Below are 19,294 nucleotides of genomic sequence, written 5' to 3'. Positions count from 1 at the left end.
GGAGTTTATCATCGGGCCGCGCTTCGCGCGGACCCGCTGGCGCCTCCTCATCAGGATGAGGTTCTAAACCTTCATGCTGAGGAGCGCGGCAACGCCGCGCCTCCCGAACCACGACGCCATTCGATCCGCGATCCAGTCCACCTGGAATTTGCGCTAGGGCGAGCTTCGCTGACGCAAGGTAATCGGCAAATACCAGAGCAGAACGCCGGATCAGGCGGCGCGCCGTAGCCAGTCCCGCATCTTCTGCATCAGGTTTCTGCGCCGGCTTCGCGCCGCTGCCGCGGTATGGTTAGCTTCGGGCTGCGCCGCCGCCGCCGCGGCGTCTGCTTCCACAAATTGCGGCGCCGTCCCGAACTCCGTTGCACCCGCGGACATCTCGGCCCCAACGACATCGCTCGCGGCAAATGGGCGCTCATGCTCTGCGGTCGGCGCGGAAGGCAAATCGGCTTGCGGCGGCGCGGAAACCGGTATCGCGGGCGGAGGCAGCGTCGCCTTTTGCCGCCGGGTCGCGAGCGCAGCCGCCTCGAGCGCGAGCGGACCCACAACAGCCAGAAACGCGCGCTCGTATGCGCGAGAGAGCTGCTCGACGGCGACATCGAGCGGCAGCCATTCGACGGCCTTCGCGTCATGCATCAGCTGGTAAATCTGTTCGCCACCGGCCTCCATGCGCCAGTAGTGAACGACTTTGGACCGTCCGCCGGACTCATAGACCAGCGTTCCCAAAAATTCGTGCACGGAAACGTCATGCCCCGTTTCTTCGCACACCTCGCGCACGGCGGCGTCGCGCGGCGTTTCGCCGTCATCGAGCTTGCCCTTGGGAAGAACCCATTCGCTGCGCTTGCGCAGCCGCACCACCGCGATCAGGGGAGTTTCTTCCCCCCGCAGCACAATACCTCCTGCCGCCAGAACAGGCACTCGCACCATCTCACGTCCCGTCGATTTGAATCCCGTTCGACCGCACCCTAAAGACGTGCCGTGGCGAAATCGAGATTGGCGCGGGCTCGCTCGCTAACGCGGTTACACCGCGTTTGCAGAGGCGGGTTTTCGCATCAACGGCTGGCCGGCATAAATCCGTGCGGATTCCTGCACGTTGTCGCCAAATTCGAAATGGTCCGGCGCCAGTACGATAATCGTCGATCCGTGCTCGAACCAGCCAAGCTCATCGCCTTTGCGCACGCTGACATCGCAAGGGAAGACGGCCGGCCCGCGGCTTTGGGCATTGAGGACGATATCGAGAAAATGCAGCCGGATACTTGCAACCAGAATGGCTGCGACCGGCACCAGGGTAAGGATTTCGCCGCTTTCCAGCCGGGTGCGGATAACGGCGCGCTCGTTCTTGCAAAACAGCCGTTCGATTCGCTTCAGCGCGATCGGATTGACGTTCCAGGTGTCGCCACTGATGAACGTGACCTGCTCGATCCGGCCATCCTGCGGAGCGTGAAAGCGGTGATACATGCTTGAGGTCAGCCGCAGCGTGATGAACCGTCCGTTGCGGTGCGCATCGACCAGCGCGGGGTCGCCGAGCAGGTCAAAAAGCGAATAGGCGGCGCCCTTGATCTGAAACAGTTCGGCATCGCGGATCGCGCCGAATGCGCCGACGATGGCATCGCACGGACTGACCACGATCGACGAGTCCGGATCGGGCGGGCGCAGGCCGGGGCGGAGTTCGCGCGTGAAGCAATCGTGCAGGCTCTTGAAGCTCGTCTTGCGCGCCTCAGAAAGATCGAGATCGGAAAACAGCCGCCAGCAGGCGATCGAGAGATCGCGGATCAGGGGTTGTTCGATCTTGCTGAACCACCCCATGAAGCGCGTCACGGCTGCGCGCGGGATGCGGTTGGTCAGCAAAAAGTTCAGGTCTTCCTGTTGCGACAGGACCGCGATGAGGCCTCGAATTGTCATGAATCTGTCAGCGGGACTGGTTAGCGCTTGTGGACATGGATTCGCCTCTTCCGATTCTCTCTCTCGCCGGCGCCGCGATTGTCGGCACCGCCGCCGTTTTTCCGAAATTGCGGGCGCGATTGGCACTGTCGCGTGCCAAACACCGCTCGTTGACCGGGCATGCGAAGATGTCGCGCCTGGCGGCGCGTTTGATCCCGTTCTATGAATTCGACATTAACGACTTTTTCAGCTCTGACGGCGCGCCGCCGGCCGTGGCGATCCAGCGTCAGGACGGCTTTTTCAAGCTGGCGCGCCTCTACCAGGAACGGTTCGCCAAGGGCCGGCAGATGACGCTGCAGGCCTCCGAGAAAATCTCCGACCTGCAATTCACCGAGGCCTACCGGGTGCCGTTTCAGTACAGCCGGCTGGTCCGGGAGCAGCTGGGCGCCGGTGCGTTCATGCAGTCGTCGGCGGGGGTCACGGTCACCGACATCGACGGCAACGTCTTCTACGACCTGACGGGCTCGTACGGCGTCAATATTTTCGGCAACGATTTCTACAAGGAATGCATCGCCAAGGCTGCGGCGCGGGCCCATGCGCTCGGCCCGGTGCTCGGGCCCTACCATCCCGCCATTGCCGACAATGTCCGGCGGCTGTGCGAGATTTCGGGACTCGATGAGGTCTCGTTCCACATGTCCGGCACCGAAGCGGTAATGCAGGCGGTGCGGCTCGCCCGCTATCACACCCGCCGCTCGCATCTGGTGCGGTTTGCCGGCGCCTATCACGGCTGGTGGGGCGACGTGCAGCCCGGCGTCGGCAATCCGATTTCGCCGCACGAAACCTATACGCTGGCCGAGATGTCGGAACGGACGCTCCGCGTCTTGAGGACGCGGCGCGATATCGCCTGCGTCCTGGTCAATCCTCTGCAGGCGCTTCACCCCAATGCCAATGCGCCGGCCGATTCCGCGTTGGCCGACAGCTCGCGAAGCGGCCATTTCGATCGCGCCGCGTATGGCCAGTGGCTGAAATCGCTGCGGGAAATCTGCAGCGAGCGCAATATCGTGCTGATCTTCGACGAGGTATTCGTCGGCTTCAGGCTCGCCGCCGGCGGCGCGCAGGAGTATTTCGGCGTGCGCGCCGACATGGTGACCTATGGCAAAAGCCTCGCGGGCGGACTCCCGGTCGGTGTGGTCTGCGGGCGCAAGGATCTGATGCGCCGCTTCCGTGAAGATCGCCCTGTCGATATCTGCTTCGCGCGCGGAACGTTCAATTCGCATCCCTACGTCATGACGGCGATGGACGAATTCCTTAACCGGCTCGACGATCCGTCGTTTCGTTCGATCTATAACGGTCTCGATGAGACCTGGGACGACCGCGCGCGACGGCTGAATGAAATGCTGGCCGCGCAGGATTTGCCGGTCCGGGTCAGCAATCTTTCTTCGATCTGGATGGTCCACTATACCGAGCCGTCGCGCTACAATTGGATGCTTCAGTACTATTTGCGCCTCGAGCAACTCGCGCTGAGCTGGGTCGGGACCGGCCGTCTGATTTTCAGCCTGAACTATACCGACGCGGATTTTGCCGAGGTGGCGAAACGCTTTGTCGCCGCGGCCGTGAAAATGAAGCAGGACGGCTGGTGGTGGCGCGACGCTTCCCTCACCAACAAGACGATCCGCCGGCAAATCCTGAGAGAGATGATGACACGAAGACGGCCGCGGTGAACCGCAGCCGTCTTTTCGACGGCGCACTGTTGGATAGTGCACTTGTCAGGCGGGCTTGACGTGCTTTTCGAGACCGGGATCGATCAGTTCGCCCTTCAGCAGGTAGAGCGGCGCCTTGTAGTAGAGCTTGAGATCGTTGAACGGGTCGGTCAGGATCTTGGTCATCCAGACCAGGCCAGTTTCCACGTCGCGGATGAAGAACAGGTGGATGGTCCGGAACAGGAGGCCGCCAATCCCGATCGCGAGCCAGATCTTGGCGACCTGTCGCATGAAATCGGCCGGTGACGCCCAGGGGGCAAAGATCCCGAACAGGGTTGGATCGAGGAACAGCACGAGCGGCGAAAGCGCCCAGATCACAAGCAGCACAATCTTTCGCTGCAGATTGTAGCCGATCTTTATTTCTTCCTTGTGTTCGTGGGTGGCCTGATTGACGTGATCGTAGCCTTTCGGCTCGAAGAAGAGATGGCCGGCCTGCCGCGTGGTCATGGAGACCAGCCAGCCGACGAGGGCAGCGGCTACCGGATCGACAAAGAGCAGCGCATAACCGACCAGGAAACTGAAGGCACTGACAAAGTGCAGGCTCTGGTTGATGCGACTGTGATGATAGTAGCGGTGATCATCCCATCGCTGCGTTCGCAAAGCCGTCATAAAGCGCTTCATCGTCCCCTCCAATTTTGGCCAGCACCTGCGTACATGGATTCGGTGTCCGGTGTGTGACAACATCATAATGACATGTCGGCTTGTGCGACCGCGCGACCGGAAAGCCCCGCGTTACCGCTTGATCCGTGAGCTAGGCGGCCTTGCGGAAGCGAATCAGCGAGAAGTGGCCGAGGGGCGGCACCGGGCGGCGCTCGACCAATTCGACCCCGTGGGCTCCCGCCGCCCATTGCGCGTAACGCGACCATGCAAATTCGCTCCGCCAGCCAAGCTGACGCACCACCGGTTGCAGCCATTGCTCGATGAAGCGGCGCATCCCGGCATCGGCGCTCACCCGGCTCAGCAGGATAATCTCGCCGCCGGGTCGTAAAACCCGGGCGAACTCGTTGAGCGCGGCTTCCGGATTCGGGACCGCCGTCACGACATATTGCGCCATGACGACATCGAAGGAATTGTCGGGGAATTCGAGTTTCTCGGCATCCATCACCGCGAGACCCTCGATATTCTTCAGGCCCAGTTCGGCAACCCGCGCCTTCGCCTTGCCCAGCATGGCTTCCGAGATATCGGTCCCGAACACGCGAAGGTTCGGCGCATATTGCGGCAACGAAATGCCGGTCCCCACACCGACCTCAAGCACGCGGCCACCGATACTGTTGGTGGCGAGAATGGCGGCGCGCCGGCCTTTGCTGAACACCCCGCCGAACACGAGGTCGTAGATCGGGGCCCAGCGGTCATAGGCCCGCTCGACCATCTCGCGATCGAATTCCAGTTGTGCGATTTGCATCATGGTATGTGGCTCGCTGTTGTATCTGTCCGATTAGCCGCGCACGGGGCTGCTGCCCGCGACACGGCGCGCAGGTCGCAGCGAACGGCTGGGCTGCAACGCCGTCAGGTTGCCGATGAACTGCCTTGCGCTGTTCTCCCAGGAGCGCTCGAGCGCAAAACTCCGGCACGCTTCGCGGGATATCCCGAGGGCGCGGATGCAGGCGCTTCGCAAATCTGTATCCAGGGCGCCAACGGGATGATCCGCGATCACATCCAGCGGGCCCGTAACCGGGAACGCGGCGACGGGCGTGCCGCAGGCCAGCGCTTCGAGTTGCACGATGCCGAAAGTGTCCGTGCGGCTGGGGAAGACAAAGACGTCTGCCGCCGCCAGATGGGCGGTCAAATCCTTACCCTTTTTTTTTTTCGCCCAGGAATCTGGCGTTCGGATAGCGGCGCGCCAGGACCGGCTTCTGCGGTCCATCCCCGACCACCACCTTGGTTCCGGGCAAGTCCAACGCAAGAAACGCCTCAAGGTTTTTTTCGACGGCGACACGCCCGACCGTCATAAAAATGGGTCTGCGAAAATCAAGCTCGGCCCCCTCGCCGGGCGAGAAGAGGTCTGTATCGACCCCTCGCGTCCAGGTGCCAAGCTTCTTGAAACCTCTGGCACTGAGCTCTTGCCTGAGCGAGGAGGTCGCAACCATCGTCATGGCGGCTGCCGCATGAAAGTGTCGCAGCACCGCATAGCTCAGTGTCGCCGGCACGATCGAGCGTACCGCGATGTATTCCGGAAACCGCGTGGTGTAGGAAGTCGTGAACGCCAGCTTACGCCGCCGGCAATAGGCTCTCACCGCCCATCCGATCGGCCCCTCGGTCGCGATATGAACGGCGTCCGGGGATACCGCATCGATCCTCGCGGCAATCTCGCGGTCGTTCGGCAAGGCCATTCGCAATCCCGGATACGTCGGGACGCCCACAGATGGAAACCCATCCGGGGTCAGAAAGTCGATTTCGGCGCCGAGCGCCGATGCGCTGCGGGCCAATGAGGTCAACGTGCGGACCACGCCGTTTACCTGCGGATGCCAAGCGTCGGTCGCGATCAATATCCGCATTTCGGGAACCTGGGAGCTTGTTGATTCTCAACTCCGACGTTCGGCTACAGATATTTCAAACGTGTGACGTCATGGTATGCGGGTCATCCTTTTTCGGGCCGCCTGGAAATATTTCGTGTAACATTCCCGCAACAATGTCTTCATCCGAGCTCAGCGAACAGCCGGCCGTGTCCCGCAGAAGGCGGAAGCGGAAGAACTATTCGCTATTGATCCTCGCCGCCGGCATTTTCCTTTTCGGCGCGACCGCGGCCACGCTGTACCTGGCTTTACGGCCGACGACTTTGCGGATTGCGGTTGGCCCGCCCGGCAGCGACGACCACAAACTGATCCAGGCGCTGGCGCAAATTTTTACCCGCGACGGAAGTCCGGTTCGGCTGTCACCGATTACAACCGACGGAGCGACCGAAAGCATCGCACTTTTGACAGCCTCAAAAACCGACCTGGCGGTCGCGCGCGGCGATCTGAACCTGCCTGCCAACGCCGAAGCCGTCGCCATCCTGCGCAAGAACGTCGTTGTGCTATGGGCGCCTTCCGGCCTCCCGCCCAAAAACTCCAAAAGGCATCCGACTCCAAAAATCAAAGCGATCGACGATCTCGCCGGTCATCGCGTCGGCGTCATCGGCCGGACGCAAGCGAATGTCACGCTATTGCGCGTGATCCTGACCGAATCCGGCGTCAATCCCGACCAGGTGACGATCACCCAATTCGGCACCAATCAAATTGCCGAACTGGCCCGCGATCCAGCCATCGATGCCTTCATGGCGGTGGGGCCGCTGGACAGCAAGATCACGACTGAAGCCATTGCCGCGACCGCCAAGGCCAGAGGCGAGCCGAAATTCCTTCCGGTCGACGTGTCGGAGGCGATCGCCCAGAAGCATCCGCTGTACGAAGCCGAGGAAATTCCCGGCAGCACCTTTAATTCATCGCCCGCCAGGCCGGAGGACAAAATTGACACGGTCAGCGTCAACCACCTGATTGTCGCGCCGAAGTCTTTATCCGACACGGCGGTCGGCGCATTCGTTCGGCAGCTTTTTGCCGTTCGACCGCAACTCGCCAGAGAAGTGCCCGGCGCCGGAAAAATCGAGCAACCGGACACCGACAAGGACGCCGCGCTGCCCGCCCATCAGGGAGCGGCGGCCTACATCGACGGTACCGAGCGCACTTTCCTCGAAAAATACAGCGACTACATTTGGGGCGCTATTCTGCTGCTGTCCGGGCTGGGGTCCGTCGGCGCCTGGCTGCGCCACTATTTGAGACGGAATGAAAGAGAGCAGTACAGCCTGCATCGCGACAATCTGCTCGACCTGGTCTCCAAGGTGCGCCAGGCGGAATCTGCCGAAGAATTGGCGACCATGCAACGCGAAGCGGACGGCATCCTGCGGGAGGCGCTCGATTGCTACGACGACGGCACGATCGAGGAAGGCGATCTGTCGGCCATTGGTCTGGTGCTAGAGCAGTTTCATCATGCCGTTGCCGACAAACGCATCACCACCGGCGGCTCCACCTCCGATCTGCCGCGCCGGCGCGCCCTGTAAGCCTGGACAAATGACGGGAATTTCTCCTTCCCCCTGGTGAGAGAGGGAGAGAAAATTGATGCATCATTTTCTCAACATCGTCTTTTTATGACACCGCGACGAAACATTTCTCCGCCCCGACGAAACCGTTTTGGCGGCTTGACGCAAACGTCCTGAAACCGTCGCCCGGTACTGATCCGCCCAACGACACGCCGAACTGGCGCGAGAGCGATCAAACAGGGGGACGACCGATGTTCAATCTGGATGCATTGAAGCTGGATTCCCGCCGTACCGCCGCCGCTCTTGGCGCACTGGCGATCGGCACGATGGCGTTTTCCGGTGCCGCCGCGGCGGCGCCGCTGCCGCTATTTCCGTTCGTCATGACGCCTCCGGTACAGTCGGCGCCGCCGGTGCAGACCGCGCCGTCGCAAGACGAAGGCACCGTGGTCGAGATGCCGGCTCGGCTGAAGCGCCAGATCGTGAGTTACGCTAGCCGCGAGGCGCCGGGCACCATCATCATCGATACGCCCAACACCTATCTCTATTACGTGCTCGGTGGCGGTCAGGCGATCCGCTACGGCATCGGCGTCGGCCGTGATGGCTTCACCTGGTCGGGCGTGCAGTCGGTGACCAAAAAAGCCGAGTGGCCGGATTGGACTCCGCCTTCGGAAATGATCGCGCGCCAGCCTTACCTGCCGCGCTACATGGCCGGCGGCCCCGGCAATCCGCTCGGCGCCCGCGCGATGTATCTCGGCGGCACGATCTATCGCATTCACGGCACCAACGCGCCGCAGACCATCGGCACCCGGGTTTCGTCCGGCTGCATCCGCCTTACCAACCAAGACGTCGCCGATCTCTATTCGCGGGTCAACGTCGGCACCAAGGTGATCGTGCTGCCGATGGACCGCCGCGCCGACAATACGACCGGCAAGCGGGGCTGATGGTCGATCCTCATGGTGAGGAGGTGCGCTGGCGCGGTCTCGAACCATGAGGCCTCAAGGCGGCACATGGGCCACTCCCCGATCCATCGAGACGCGCGCGAACAGCGCGCTCCTCAGCATGGCGACCTGTAAATGGTGCAGCCAGATTGCCTATGGCTAAACGTTAGATGGTCCTCATCCTGAGGAGCCCGCCGCAGGCCGAGTTATCACTTTGACTGCACAGATCATGTGGTATTTAACTTCCCCATTGCAACTGGGGCGAGCGTAGAAACTGGGCGTCCCAATCTGCCCCTCGGCGAGTCGCCGGCGGCGCGAGGAGCGGCCTTTATGAATATGATCGTTCAGTCCATCCTCAGTGAGTTCTCAAAAGAGAACGGAATAGAGGCGCTGGAGGAGAAGGACAGGTTCAATACCTGAGCGCTTACCTTGCGGTTCGGCGGCATTTTAGCCGCGCGCTCAATCTCAAAGATGTTGTCATTGGCGATGGTGGAGATACCGGGATTGATGCGGTCGCCATCATTGTGAACGGCTCTCTTATGACCGACGTTGATCAGGTCCAAGAGATGCTTGATCAGAATGGATATATCGAAGCCACATTTATTTTCGTTCAGGCTGAGCGGTCGCCGTCATTCGACGGGGCGAAGATTGGCACGATAGGAAACGGCGTTCAGGACTTCTTCCGCCCCGTTCCCCTTATGGTGCAAAACGACGACGTTAAGGACGCCACTCAAATATGGAAGGCCATCTACAACCGCGCTCCTAGTTTTAAGCGCCGACCCGCTTGCCATATTTATTACGTAACGACTGGGAAATGGACAGACGCAGCCGATCTGGTTGCTCGCAAAAATATCGAAGCAAGTAAACTAACTGATACCGAGATGTTCGAAGCTGTCACCTTCACGCCTTACGGCGCCGACGACATTATGCGCCTGCATACAGCAACGAAAAACGCAGTCACTCGAACATTTACCTTCGATCAAAAGGTTCAAATCCCAAGTATCGAAGGCGTCCGTCTCGCCTACCTCGGATACCTGCACGCAAATGACTTCGTGAAGATTATCAGCGACGACGCCGGCGACGACATCGTCGGCGGAATCTTTTACGACAACGTCAGAGATTGGCAGGATTACAATGAGGTAAACTCAGGTATCAGGCAGACTGTTCTTTCCGAGAAAAAAGCGCGCTTCGTACTTATGAACAATGGGGTTACGATTATCGCCAGGGGGCTTACACAGTTCGGCAACATCTTCACCATCGAAAATTTTCAGATAGTGAATGGATGCCAGACGAGCAACGTTCTCTTTGATCAGCGGGCTAAGCTGAAGGATTCTGCAATCCACGTTCCCCTACGTTTGATTTGGACGAACGACGATAACGTTATCGATTCAGTTGTCACTGGGACGAATCAACAGACTGAATTGACACAAGAGCAAATCTACGCACGGACCGAATTTGCGAAGAGGCTTGAGAAGCATTTCGAATCTCACCCGGAAGAAATCCGTCTTCTCTATGAACGGAGAGACGGGCAGTACGATCGCATTCCAGTGGAGAAAGGAAGAATCGTCGCGCCTCAAACCTTGATTAAGGTATTCGCTTCGATGTTTCTGGAAGAGCCGCACGCCGCTGCAAAAAGCTACAAAACGCTTAGGTTGCGCGTTGGAAAGGACATCTTTCTAGAGCCCGATAAGTTGGACCCCTACTTTCTATCCGCGCTCGCCGCGTACAGATTGGAAGTCCAGTTGCGGACCAAGCCGCTAAGAGTTTACAAATCAGCCCGCTATCACATGCTCCTTGCGATGCGGCTTCTGATGGACCCTTTTCCTACATCGTTTATGAATTCCAAGGAGATGGAAAAGCGATGCGGCAAAATGTTGGAAGTTTTAAAGGATGACACTCAGGCGAATCAGTTGGTTCAGAAGGCTAAGAGTGTGATCGACAAAGCAAGTGGCGGCGACCTATCGCGAGATAACGTCAGAACGCTGGCGACAACAGAGCAGATCACAAAGATGCTGAAAAAGTACAAGAAGGACTGAGTTTGGCCATGCCAAACAAATCGCACCCCGAAGAATATTCATCGGAGGAAGTAGCAAAAAGGCGCAACGAGGTAGTTCGCCGTATGGCGAGCACCCCGCCGCAACACAAGGCTAAGACTCAGGATCGCCCAAAAAAGAAAAGGAAAGCTGGCGGGGATCGCGCGGTTCGTAAGTCCCGCGCGGGCCGTGAAGCCTAGATTGGTATTTCGTTCGGTCCGCCATTAGTTCGTTGATAGGTCATCCGCTTGCCCACAACGCCCCTGTACCGCCTTGGTCGCACGTTCCGCGTCAGTAACACTTAGGGCCGAACGTTCGTTGTAACGAAAAATCGTATTCGGCAAGATAACGCTTCAAATGCTGCGGCTAACGTGATGATACACGCCGGTATTACCGCGCTTTATAATCGAGAAGTAACCGCCATATCGACCATCCTCATCCTTCGAGACGCCCGCCTGCGGCGGGCTCCTCAGGATGAGGCGTTATCGTCGCCTGTCAATTCAGGAAGCGAACCAATTCAGGAATTGAACCAGGCGTTCGCCGTCGATCCTCATGGTGAGGAGGCGCGCTGGCGCCGTCTCGAACCATGAGGCCTGCTAACCGCCTTATCGACCAACCCCTCACCCTTCGAGACGCACGCAAGCGCCGCACCTCCTCACAGGATGAGGCCACAATGTGTTCGCGCCTGCCCGTACTGGCGTCCGCCATATCAGCGCTGTAGACTCTCCGGCTGAATCGGTCCCGAGGGGATGATGCGACTGACGGCTAAGCTGAAAACCACCCTGCTCGCGATCGCGCTGGTCGCGGTTTCGTTTTTTCTCAGTCTGAAGGCCATGGACTGGCTATCGCCGCGCGGCAAGGTCGCAGCCCCGGTGCTCGTCGAATTGCCGCCGCTGCCGCCCGCGCCGCGCAGCTCCAGCATCATCGCGCCGGTCGCGATCGCGCTTTCCGCCATCCGCGACGCCGCCGATCGCGGCGCGCCACGCAGCTTCGGAGGCAAGGCCGACAATCCGATATCGCAGATTTTGCAAAACGCCGACATCGGCTGGACGGCCTCGCGCGGGCCGATCACCGCGACCGGCGCCCAGGATGTACTGTCGCTGGCAACGTCGCTGACGGGAACGTTGAATGTGACGGGCTCGCTGACATCAAAAGCGACGGGCGCGGTCGACGATGCGCTGGGTAGGCTGCTCGGCGGCGATGTCGCCAAGCAAATCGGCAGCGTGAACATCAAGGAGCTCAACGCCAGCGCGGAGATCAAAGGCAATGTCACGATCACGTCGCGGCCGAAACTCGCCGCCGCCTGGCGCCTTGAACCGAATTTGGCCGCGCAGGTCAATTTGGGTGATACCAATCTTTCGGTGGCGGGCGCCCGCGTCAACGTCCCCGCGCAGGTCAAGCCGCTGATCGACAAGACGGTCGCCGATCAGCTCACCGCCGTGCAGGCGCGGATACGCAACGATCCCGCGCTCGAGCGGAACGCGCGGCTGCAATGGGCCAAGATTTGCCGTTCGATTCCGCTGCAGGGCCCCGGCGTGACCTCGTCATCGCCAGCGCTCTGGCTGGAGCTGCGTCCGAGCCGCGCCATCGCCGCGCAGCCGCGCGTCGATGCGTCTGCCGTCACACTGACGCTCGGCATCGAGGCCGAGACCCGCATCACTCCGGCACAGACCAAGCCCGATTGCCCGTTTCCGCCTGTCATCGCCATCGTCCCGCCGACGGTCGGAGGGGTCCATATTGGCATGCCGATCGATATGCCGTTCACCGACATCAACAAGATCGTGGAAGCACAATTCGCCGGCCGGACGTTTCCGGAGGACGGTTCGGGCCCTGTCGACGTTACCGTCAAGCGCGCCAGTGTCGCCGCATCGGGCGACCGGCTGCTGATCTCGCTTCTGGTGAAAGCCAAGGAGAAAACGAGCTTCTTCGGACTAGGCGCCGAAGCCAATGTGCATATCTGGGGCAAGCCGGTGCTGGATCAGGCGCAACAGATCCTGCGGCTGACCAACGTCGAACTCGCCGTCGAATCGGAAGCGGCGTTCGGGCTGCTTGGAGCTGCGGCGCAGGCGGTCATGCCGCAGCTGCAAAAGGCACTGGCCGACAAGGCCACCGTCGACCTCAAACCGTTTGCCTCGAACGCGCAGAAAAAGATCGCGGCCATGATATCGGATTTTCAGAAGAACGAGGACGGGGTGCGGGTGACGGCGGAAATCACCAGCCTGCGGCTTGCCGACATCGCTTTCGATTCCAAAACGCTGCGCGTGATCGCGGAAGCCGAAGGCGCGATCAACGTCAACATCGCAGCGCTGCCGGGATTGTGAGTTCTACTCGCTCGTCCCGCTTGCGGAGGATAAGCAGCAAATTGTAGGTGGGGCTAAGCCAACGGCTCGCGCGAATGCGCGCCCGTTGATGAACGCCGCGAGCCCACCGCTGCAATTTGGTGGGCACGGCGCGAACAGCGCCCTTGCCCACCCTCCATGTTCCCCGCAGGGGGCACGCCATGATCGCTTCGTCAGCCCTCGAACTTGAACGAGACCTTGAGCTTGGCCCGGTAGGCTTCGACCTTGCCCTTGGCATCCAGTTGCAAATCGAGCTCGGCGACTTCGGCAACGCGAAGTTCGCGGAGAGTTTCTCCGGCTCTGCTGACGGCCGCCGCGGCCGCCTGTTCCCAGGATTCCTTGCTGGTACCGATCAGCTCGATGACTTTGTAAACGCTCTCAGGCATGTCATCCTCCCGTTCCATGTTAGGCAGGACAAGATGCTCCTGCCGCGGGAAGCCTAACATCGGGACATCGGCGCTGAAAGGATGCGGCGCACCAAACCTCCGTTTCGCGGATGCACACGGCTTGCGCGATTAAAAAACCGAACGGCAGTGATGCCGTCCGGTCTCTTGCGATCATATCCCAGCTTACGACGTTGCGTCAGGTCGAATATTTGAACTCAGGCATCGCCTTCAGCTCGTCCTTGGTCGCGTTGAACACCGCGTGATCCGGATACCAAGGATTGGACTTCGACGCGCTCGTCGCGGCGCCCGTGGTGGTCGGCGATGCCGGGCGGCTGCCCGTGGCACCGCCCGCCGTGCCGGTGTAAGCGACCGGCTCATTGACGAACTTCATCTTGTCGAAGGGCACGGCGACCAGGTGCTCGCCGACGCCAAGGAACCCGCCGACACCAAGCACGACCGCCTTGATGTCTCCGTTCTTGTCCATCAGGATATCGTTGATCGAGCCGAGGCTCTCGTTCTTTTCGTTGTAGACGCTGAGGCCGACAACTTTCGACGCGCGCCAGTTGCCTTGGAACGCCTGCTGGTCGGAGGCCGCTGCCGGCGGCGTGCTGGCGCGGTCGCCGGTTGCCGGCGGGGTCTGCGCGATGGCAACAGTCGCAAGCAATGCGGACCCGACCAACCCGGCCGTTATATATTTTGTAAACATCTGATTTCTCCTTGAGATGGAATCGTCTGGAGAAAACACGCCACGCCCGCGGCTGTTCCGGCTGCGGCAATATTTTCAAAGTTTCGAAAGCAGTGATGTACGCACGCGCAAGTACACGTCGTGGCCCTGACCCGCACACGGCCAACCGCTTGCGCCATTAGCGCGTTTCGCAGCCTTTCAACGTTCGATCAGAAACCGCCCCAATAGGGCGGTATTCCGTAGTAACGATGCAACTCCGCTTCCTGCGAGCGATCGCCCCAGTCGAAATCCTTGTCCGCGCGGAATGACGGCGCGCGTTTGAGCTCGTCGTCATCGATGTCGAGCTCATAGGCCTCGAACCGGGGGTTGTAGTTAAGACGTGCCCACGGCAGCGGGAGCAGATTGGATCCGATGCCGAGGAAGCCGCCGAAACTGAGGATCGCGTAGGACACCTTGCCGGTGATTTTGTCGATCATCAGCCGTTCGATGTGGCCGAGCCTGTCGCCGTTCGGCCTTCGCACCGCGGTGCCCTCGACCCGATCGCTCGCGATCAGCTGGTGCGGTTTTGCCATGATGTCGGTCATCATCACCCTCCTTCCGGGGTTGATGAAGATGTACCAACGTTTGGTCTCTATAGGAGTTCCATCAGGCCGCGAGCGGTTTGGAATCCGGATCCCCGAAAAACGCCACCGCCTCGAACCGGTAGCCGCATGCCCGGCACTGCCAGAGATACGACGTGCGGTGCGGACCGCTTTCAACCCACTCCGGAGCGGCGATCGGCTTGCCGCACTGGGCGCAGGGATTTTCTCTGGGCTGGCAGGGATTTTCTCTGGGCAAATAGCCGAACTCTGTTCTGGCCATGGCGCGTCTCCCTTTTCTTTTTTGCTTGAAGCGCATTCTTTGCTTGAAACGCATTGTTTGCTTTCAAGCGAATTGGACAGGGTTATTGCCGGCTGTGGAACGCCCGGTCCTGTCGTCTGCAAACTTACGGCAACATTTTGTCTTTCGAACGGCAATGAAGCGGACCGCTGTAGAGCGTGGGCTGAGCGCGACGTCAGCGAACGCCTGAGAAAGCCGGGATTTCGCCACATTGCCGGGCGATTGCAGCAATCAGGGTGCCTGAGCGTCCAATCGCTAAATTTTGATTTTAATCACGTCCCACCCCGAGGTCATTTTTCCATGAAACTTTCCATGAAACGCTTGCTCTGTCTCGCATGGCTCGCCGCCATCGCCGTGTTGCCGTTTTCGCAAGCCGCCCATGCGCAGCGCGCCGAGTACGATGCGCTTGTCGCCACCCATGCCAATGCCAACGCGGTGCCGGAAGCCCTGGTGCATCGCGTGATCGTGCGTGAAAGCCGCTACCGCCCGCATGTGGTCGGACGCGGCGGCACGATCGGCCTGATGCAGATCAAGCTTGCGACCGCGCGCGGCGTCGGCTACACCGGTGACGCCGCAGGACTGCGCGATCCCAACACCAATCTCACCTACGCGGTGAAGTATCTCGCCGGCGCCTACCGCGCCGCCAACGGCGACCACACGCGCGCCATACGCTATTACGCCAGCGGCTATTACGCCGCCGTCAAGCGCGAGCGGCTTGAACATATGCGGCATCCCGACCCGATGCTCGCCAGCGCGCCATGGATGGGTGCCGTCAACAGCCCCGCCGACGCCAATACGCAGCAGCAGGTTTCCAAATAAATAACCATCATGACCGGGACGAACGGGCGTCAAGCCCTGTCCCCGGACCAAACACTTGGCCCGGCCATCCACGTCTGGGAGGCGGAACAAGACGTGGATGCCCCGCATAAGGCCGTGCATGACGAATGGGTGTCCGTTGACACTCCCTGCCATCGGCTTACATTAGAGCTGTTCCGAGGGGAGCTCCGACGAGGAGCTGAGAGACCGCACGCTCAAGGCCTGTTCGCAGGGCGCGAGACCGCGGTGACCCTTTGAACCTGATCCGGGTCATGCCGGCGAAGGGACAGGGATGTACCAGGCTACATACGCAGAGCGCGGGCAAGGGCCCGTCGCGTCAGGGGGGCAATCCTCCGTTTCCATCATCGGCGCAGGTATCGCCGGCGCGTGGCAGGCGCTGCTGTTTGCGCAGGCCGGCCACGACGTCACGCTGCATGAGCGCAGCGACGCTCGCATGATGCTCTCCACCAGCCACTGGGCCGGCGGCATGCTGGCGCCCTATTGCGAGCGCGAGATATCGGAGCCGCTGATCAGCCGGCTCGGCCTGCGTGCGCTCGATCTGTGGCGCAAGGAATTGCCGGACACGCCGTTCAACGGCTCCCTGGTCGTGGCGCATACCCGCGACCGCAACGATTTCGAACGCTTTGCCAGGCTCACCTCCGGCCATCGGCGGGTCGACGCCAAAGCGCTCGCCGCGCTCGAGCCCTCGCTCGAGGGCCGCTTTCGCGAGGGTCTTTTCTTTGCCGACGAAGGCCATGTCGAGCCGCGGCGCGTGCTGCCGAAACTGCATGAACGGATCATTGCCGCCGGCGGCACCGTCAAGTTCAGCAGCGAACCGGGCCCGGGAGATATCGACGGCGTCGTGATCGATTGCCGCGGGTTAGCCGCGCGCGACACGCAACCCGAGTTGCGCGGCGTCAAGGGCGAACTGATCCTGATCGAAACCGGCGAGGTCGAATTGTCGCGGCCGGTGCGCCTGATTCATCCGCGCTGGCCGCTCTATGTGATTCCGCGCGAAGATAATCGCTTCATGCTGGGGGCAACCTCGATCGAAGCCGAGGATACCGGCGTCAGCGTCCGCTCCGCGCTGGAGCTGTTGGGCGCGGCCTATGCGGTGCATCCGGCGTTCGCCGAGGCGCGCATCGTCGAATTCGGCTCCGGCTTAAGGCCGGCGTTTCCCGACAACCTGCCGCGCATCACCATCGACAAGGACCGCATCGTGGTGAACGGCCTGTATCGCCACGGCTTCCTGATTGCGCCGGCGCTGGCGGAGTTGACGCTCGCCTATGTCGAGCGCGGCCAGATCGACAATGAGGTGATGCAATGCGAGGTGATGCAATGCGCGTGACCGTCAATGGCGAGCAGCGGGAGATCGCCTCCGCCAGCGTCGACGCGCTGCTTCGCGAGCTCGAATATGAAGGCACGCATTTCGCGGTCGCGCTGAATTACGACGTGCTGCCGCGCGGCCGCTGGGCGCAGACGCAGCTGAAGAACGGCGACGAGATCGAGATCATCACGCCGCGGCAGGGAGGGTGAAGGTGATGGCGCGTGGGCCTTAAACCAGCCGTCATCGTCCGGCTTGACCGGACGATCCAGTACGCCGCGGCCTCTCGATTCGACCTCCGCTGCGCTGGAATACTGGATCCCCGCTTTCGCGGGGATGACGGGTTGTGGGCGGGATGACAGCCACGGCTTGCGGCAAGCAAGGACGCTACTGCCATGCTGAACTTTTACGGCAAAACCTTCACCTCCCGGCTGCTGATCGGCAGCGCGCTGTATCCGTCGCCGGCGATCATGCAAGGAGCGATCCGCGCCTCGGGCGCCGAGATCGTGACGGTGTCGCTGCGGCGGGAGGCCGCCGGCGGCAAGACCGGCGACGCGTTCTGGTCGCTGATCCGCGAGCTCGAAGTCGCCGTGCTGCCGAACACCGCCGGCTGCCGCAGCGTGCGCGAGGCCGTGACCACCGCAAAGCTGGCGCGCGAGCTGTTCGGCACCTCCTGGATCAAGCTGGAAGTGATCGCCGACAACGACACGCTGCAGCCCGACGTGGTCGGCCTGGTCGAAGCCGCCGGCATCCTGATCAAGGACGGCTTCGAGGTGTTCCCCTATTGCACGGAAGACTTGAGCGTCGCGATGCGGCTGGTCGATGCGGGCTGCAAGGTGGTGATGCCGTGGGCGGCGCCGATCGGCAGCGCCAGGGGCGTCATCAACCCCGACGCGCTGAAACTTTTGCGCGACCGCCTGCCTGACATCACGCTGGTGGTCGATGCCGGTCTGGGCGCGCCGTCGCATGCCGCGCAAGCGCTCGAGCTCGGCTACGACGCCGTGCTGCTGAACACCGCGATTGCAAAAGCCGCCGACCCCGTCGCGATGGCCTCGGCGTTTCGCTCCGGCGTCGAGGCCGGACGCGCGGCCTTTGAGGCGGGCTTGATGGAAGCCCGCGATTTCGCCTCTCCTTCAACCCCTGTCGTTGGGACCCCGTTCTGGCATGCCGTATCCTGATCGCCCCGCGTATCCTGATCGCTCCGCGTATCCTGATCGCCCCGCGTATCCTGATCGTTTTTATCCCGTGGTGGACAGCGTCGCGTGGGTCGCGCGCCTCGCCGCGCTCGGCGTCGGCACGGTGCAACTGCGCGCCAAGAATCTGAACGACTCCGAGGCGCTGCAGATCGTGAGCGACGCGCTGGCGGTCACCAGCGGCACCAAGACAAAGCTCGTGGTCAACGACTACTGGCGCGCGGCTGTGGTCGCCGGGGCGAAGCATCTGCATCTCGGTCAGGAAGATCTGGTGGATGCCGATCTCAAAGCGATCCGCGAGGCCGGATTGACGCTCGGCCTTTCCACCCATGACGATGAAGAGCTGGAGAATGCGCTGCGCGCCAAGCCGGATTACATCGCGCTGGGTCCGATTTTTCCGACCACGCTGAAATCGATGCGGTTCGCGCCGCAGGGCATTGCAAAACTCACCGAATGGAAGCGCCGCATCGGCAACATTCCGCTGGTCGCGATCGGCGGCATCAAGATGGAACAGGCCGCGGACATTTTCGCCGCCGGCGCCGACTCGATCGCCGTGGTCAGCGACGTCACCCAGAATTCCGATCCCGACGCGCGGGTACGCGCATGGCTGCAGATACACGCCGAGGCGGCATGAGAAGGATGGTTGATGTCAAACTCGGTTTTTATCGCCAGGCTGATCGGACCGGTATTGCTGGTGATCGGGCTCGCCGTGTTCGCCAACCAGCGCGCGTTCCGCGAGATGGCCGAGGAGCTCATGGCGAGCCGGGCGCTGACCTTTCTCAGCGGCCTGATCATCATGCCGATCGGCCTCGCCGTCGTGCTGACGCACAATATCTGGGCCATCGACGGGCGGATGATGATCACGCTGTTCGGCTGGACCAACGTCATCAGCGGCGCCCTGCGGCTGGCGGCGCCTGCCTATGTGATGCAGACCGGCCGCGCCATGCTGAAGCGACGCTACGCCATACCGGTCTTCGCCGCGATCTGGGCCGTGGCGGGAGCTCTGTTTTGCCTGTTTGGATTTCGGCACTGAAAGAAACTTATCTCCGGAAGG

General features: G+C 61.3%; 20 protein-coding genes, 1 pseudogene and 1 riboswitch. Of the genes and pseudogenes, 11 read left to right on the top strand and 10 right to left on the bottom strand.

What is annotated here, in order from left to right; all coding sequences use genetic code 11:
* Window positions 1–210: 210 nt before the first annotated feature.
* Both N554_RS0133145 and asd read right to left on the bottom strand, forming a co-directional pair.
* On the bottom strand, window positions 211–924 hold the full coding sequence (locus tag N554_RS0133145; protein WP_029587369.1) for an NUDIX hydrolase: 714 nt from the start codon (window positions 922–924) through the stop codon (window positions 211–213).
* 93 nt (window positions 925–1,017) lie between these two features.
* Window positions 1,018–1,899, bottom strand: a complete 882-nt coding sequence (gene asd / locus N554_RS0133140; protein ID WP_029587368.1) for an archaetidylserine decarboxylase — start codon at window positions 1,897–1,899, stop codon at window positions 1,018–1,020.
* Between the two features lie 35 nt (window positions 1,900–1,934).
* Here asd and N554_RS0133135 point away from each other — a divergent pair, with 35 nt between their 5' ends.
* Entirely contained in the window at window positions 1,935–3,599 is a 1,665-nt protein-coding gene (locus N554_RS0133135; protein WP_029587367.1) for an aminotransferase class III-fold pyridoxal phosphate-dependent enzyme, read from the top strand.
* 45 nt (window positions 3,600–3,644) lie between these two features.
* On the opposite strand, the gene N554_RS0133130 is transcribed toward N554_RS0133135, so the two are convergent.
* The 3 genes and pseudogenes from N554_RS0133130 to N554_RS36950 form a co-directional block, all read right to left on the bottom strand.
* Entirely contained in the window at window positions 3,645–4,259 is a 615-nt protein-coding gene (locus N554_RS0133130; protein ID WP_029587366.1) for a hypothetical protein, read from the bottom strand.
* Between the two features lie 130 nt (window positions 4,260–4,389).
* Window positions 4,390–5,043, bottom strand: a complete 654-nt coding sequence (locus tag N554_RS0133125) for a class I SAM-dependent methyltransferase (RefSeq protein ID WP_029587365.1) — start codon at window positions 5,041–5,043, stop codon at window positions 4,390–4,392.
* A gap of 30 nt (window positions 5,044–5,073) precedes the next feature.
* Window positions 5,074–6,133, bottom strand: a pseudogene (locus tag N554_RS36950) (glycosyltransferase family 4 protein).
* Here N554_RS36950 and N554_RS0133115 point away from each other — a divergent pair.
* Entirely contained in the window at window positions 6,049–7,668 is a 1,620-nt protein-coding gene (locus N554_RS0133115) for a TAXI family TRAP transporter solute-binding subunit (protein WP_371259547.1), read from the top strand. The pseudogene N554_RS36950 and the gene N554_RS0133115 sit on opposite strands and share 85 nt — an antisense overlap.
* A 230-nt stretch (window positions 7,669–7,898) precedes the next feature.
* Window positions 7,899–8,588: a L,D-transpeptidase gene (locus N554_RS0133110; protein ID WP_029587363.1), complete on the top strand. Its 690-nt coding sequence runs from the start codon at window positions 7,899–7,901 to the stop codon at window positions 8,586–8,588.
* A gap of 341 nt (window positions 8,589–8,929) precedes the next feature.
* On the opposite strand, the gene N554_RS40665 is transcribed toward N554_RS0133110, so the two are convergent.
* Complete coding sequence (locus N554_RS40665; RefSeq protein ID WP_156042244.1) at window positions 8,930–9,148, bottom strand: hypothetical protein; 219 nt, start codon at window positions 9,146–9,148, stop codon at window positions 8,930–8,932.
* Between N554_RS40665 and N554_RS0133100 the strand changes: the two genes are divergently transcribed.
* Both N554_RS0133100 and N554_RS0133095 read left to right on the top strand, forming a co-directional pair.
* A complete protein-coding gene (locus tag N554_RS0133100; RefSeq protein ID WP_029587361.1) occupies window positions 9,125–10,621 on the top strand; it encodes an AIPR family protein in 1,497 nt (498 codons plus the stop codon). The genes N554_RS40665 and N554_RS0133100 overlap by 24 nt on opposite strands.
* A 749-nt stretch (window positions 10,622–11,370) precedes the next feature.
* A complete protein-coding gene (locus tag N554_RS0133095; protein ID WP_029587360.1) occupies window positions 11,371–12,939 on the top strand; it encodes a DUF4403 family protein in 1,569 nt (522 codons plus the stop codon).
* 191 nt (window positions 12,940–13,130) lie between these two features.
* Here N554_RS0133095 and N554_RS0133090 read toward each other — a convergent pair whose 3' ends face one another.
* The 4 genes from N554_RS0133090 to N554_RS0133075 form a co-directional block, all read right to left on the bottom strand.
* Window positions 13,131–13,343, bottom strand: a complete 213-nt coding sequence (locus N554_RS0133090) for a dodecin family protein (protein ID WP_029587359.1) — start codon at window positions 13,341–13,343, stop codon at window positions 13,131–13,133.
* Between the two features lie 196 nt (window positions 13,344–13,539).
* On the bottom strand, window positions 13,540–14,049 hold the full coding sequence (locus N554_RS0133085) for a PRC-barrel domain-containing protein (RefSeq protein ID WP_029587358.1): 510 nt from the start codon (window positions 14,047–14,049) through the stop codon (window positions 13,540–13,542).
* Between the two features lie 188 nt (window positions 14,050–14,237).
* The gene (locus tag N554_RS0133080) at window positions 14,238–14,612 is read right to left on the bottom strand and encodes a PRC-barrel domain-containing protein (RefSeq protein ID WP_245283793.1); all 375 of its coding nucleotides are present in this window, start codon (window positions 14,610–14,612) and stop codon (window positions 14,238–14,240) included.
* Between the two features lie 61 nt (window positions 14,613–14,673).
* Window positions 14,674–14,889: a hypothetical protein gene (locus N554_RS0133075; protein WP_051677843.1), complete on the bottom strand. Its 216-nt coding sequence runs from the start codon at window positions 14,887–14,889 to the stop codon at window positions 14,674–14,676.
* 330 nt (window positions 14,890–15,219) lie between these two features.
* On the opposite strand from N554_RS0133075, the gene N554_RS0133070 reads away from it, so the two are divergent.
* The 6 genes from N554_RS0133070 (at window position 15,220) to N554_RS0133040 (ending at window position 19,273) form a co-directional block, all read left to right on the top strand.
* Window positions 15,220–15,726 (top strand): lytic transglycosylase domain-containing protein, encoded by a 507-nt coding sequence (locus N554_RS0133070; protein ID WP_029587355.1) that lies wholly within the window; start codon window positions 15,220–15,222, stop codon window positions 15,724–15,726.
* Between the two features lie 166 nt (window positions 15,727–15,892).
* Window positions 15,893–16,028, top strand: a riboswitch (TPP riboswitch).
* Window positions 16,016–17,071 carry an FAD-dependent oxidoreductase gene (locus N554_RS0133060; protein ID WP_029587353.1) on the top strand — a complete coding sequence of 352 codons (1,056 nt, stop codon included), beginning with the start codon at window positions 16,016–16,018 and terminating at the stop codon, window positions 17,069–17,071. Its footprint overlaps the riboswitch before it by 13 nt.
* Window positions 17,062–17,259 carry a sulfur carrier protein ThiS gene (thiS, locus tag N554_RS0133055; protein WP_029587352.1) on the top strand — a complete coding sequence of 66 codons (198 nt, stop codon included), beginning with the start codon at window positions 17,062–17,064 and terminating at the stop codon, window positions 17,257–17,259. The genes N554_RS0133060 and thiS overlap by 10 nt, the downstream gene beginning before the upstream one ends.
* Before the next feature lie 183 nt (window positions 17,260–17,442).
* Window positions 17,443–18,225, top strand: coding sequence for a thiazole synthase (locus tag N554_RS0133050; protein ID WP_029587351.1), 783 nt, complete (start codon window positions 17,443–17,445; stop codon window positions 18,223–18,225).
* Entirely contained in the window at window positions 18,212–18,874 is a 663-nt protein-coding gene (locus N554_RS0133045) for a thiamine phosphate synthase (RefSeq protein ID WP_051677842.1), read from the top strand. Before N554_RS0133050 ends, N554_RS0133045 begins: the two co-directional genes overlap by 14 nt.
* Window positions 18,875–18,886: 12 nt before the next feature.
* Window positions 18,887–19,273, top strand: a complete 387-nt coding sequence (locus tag N554_RS0133040; protein WP_029587349.1) for a hypothetical protein — start codon at window positions 18,887–18,889, stop codon at window positions 19,271–19,273.
* Window positions 19,274–19,294: the final 21 nt, after the last annotated feature.

It is taken from the genome of Bradyrhizobium sp. URHD0069 (genome assembly GCF_000701345.1).
GTDB lineage: Bacteria > Pseudomonadota > Alphaproteobacteria > Rhizobiales > Xanthobacteraceae > Bradyrhizobium.
Note: the sequence above shows the minus strand (reverse complement) of the source record. Positions and strands in the feature narration are given on the sequence as shown.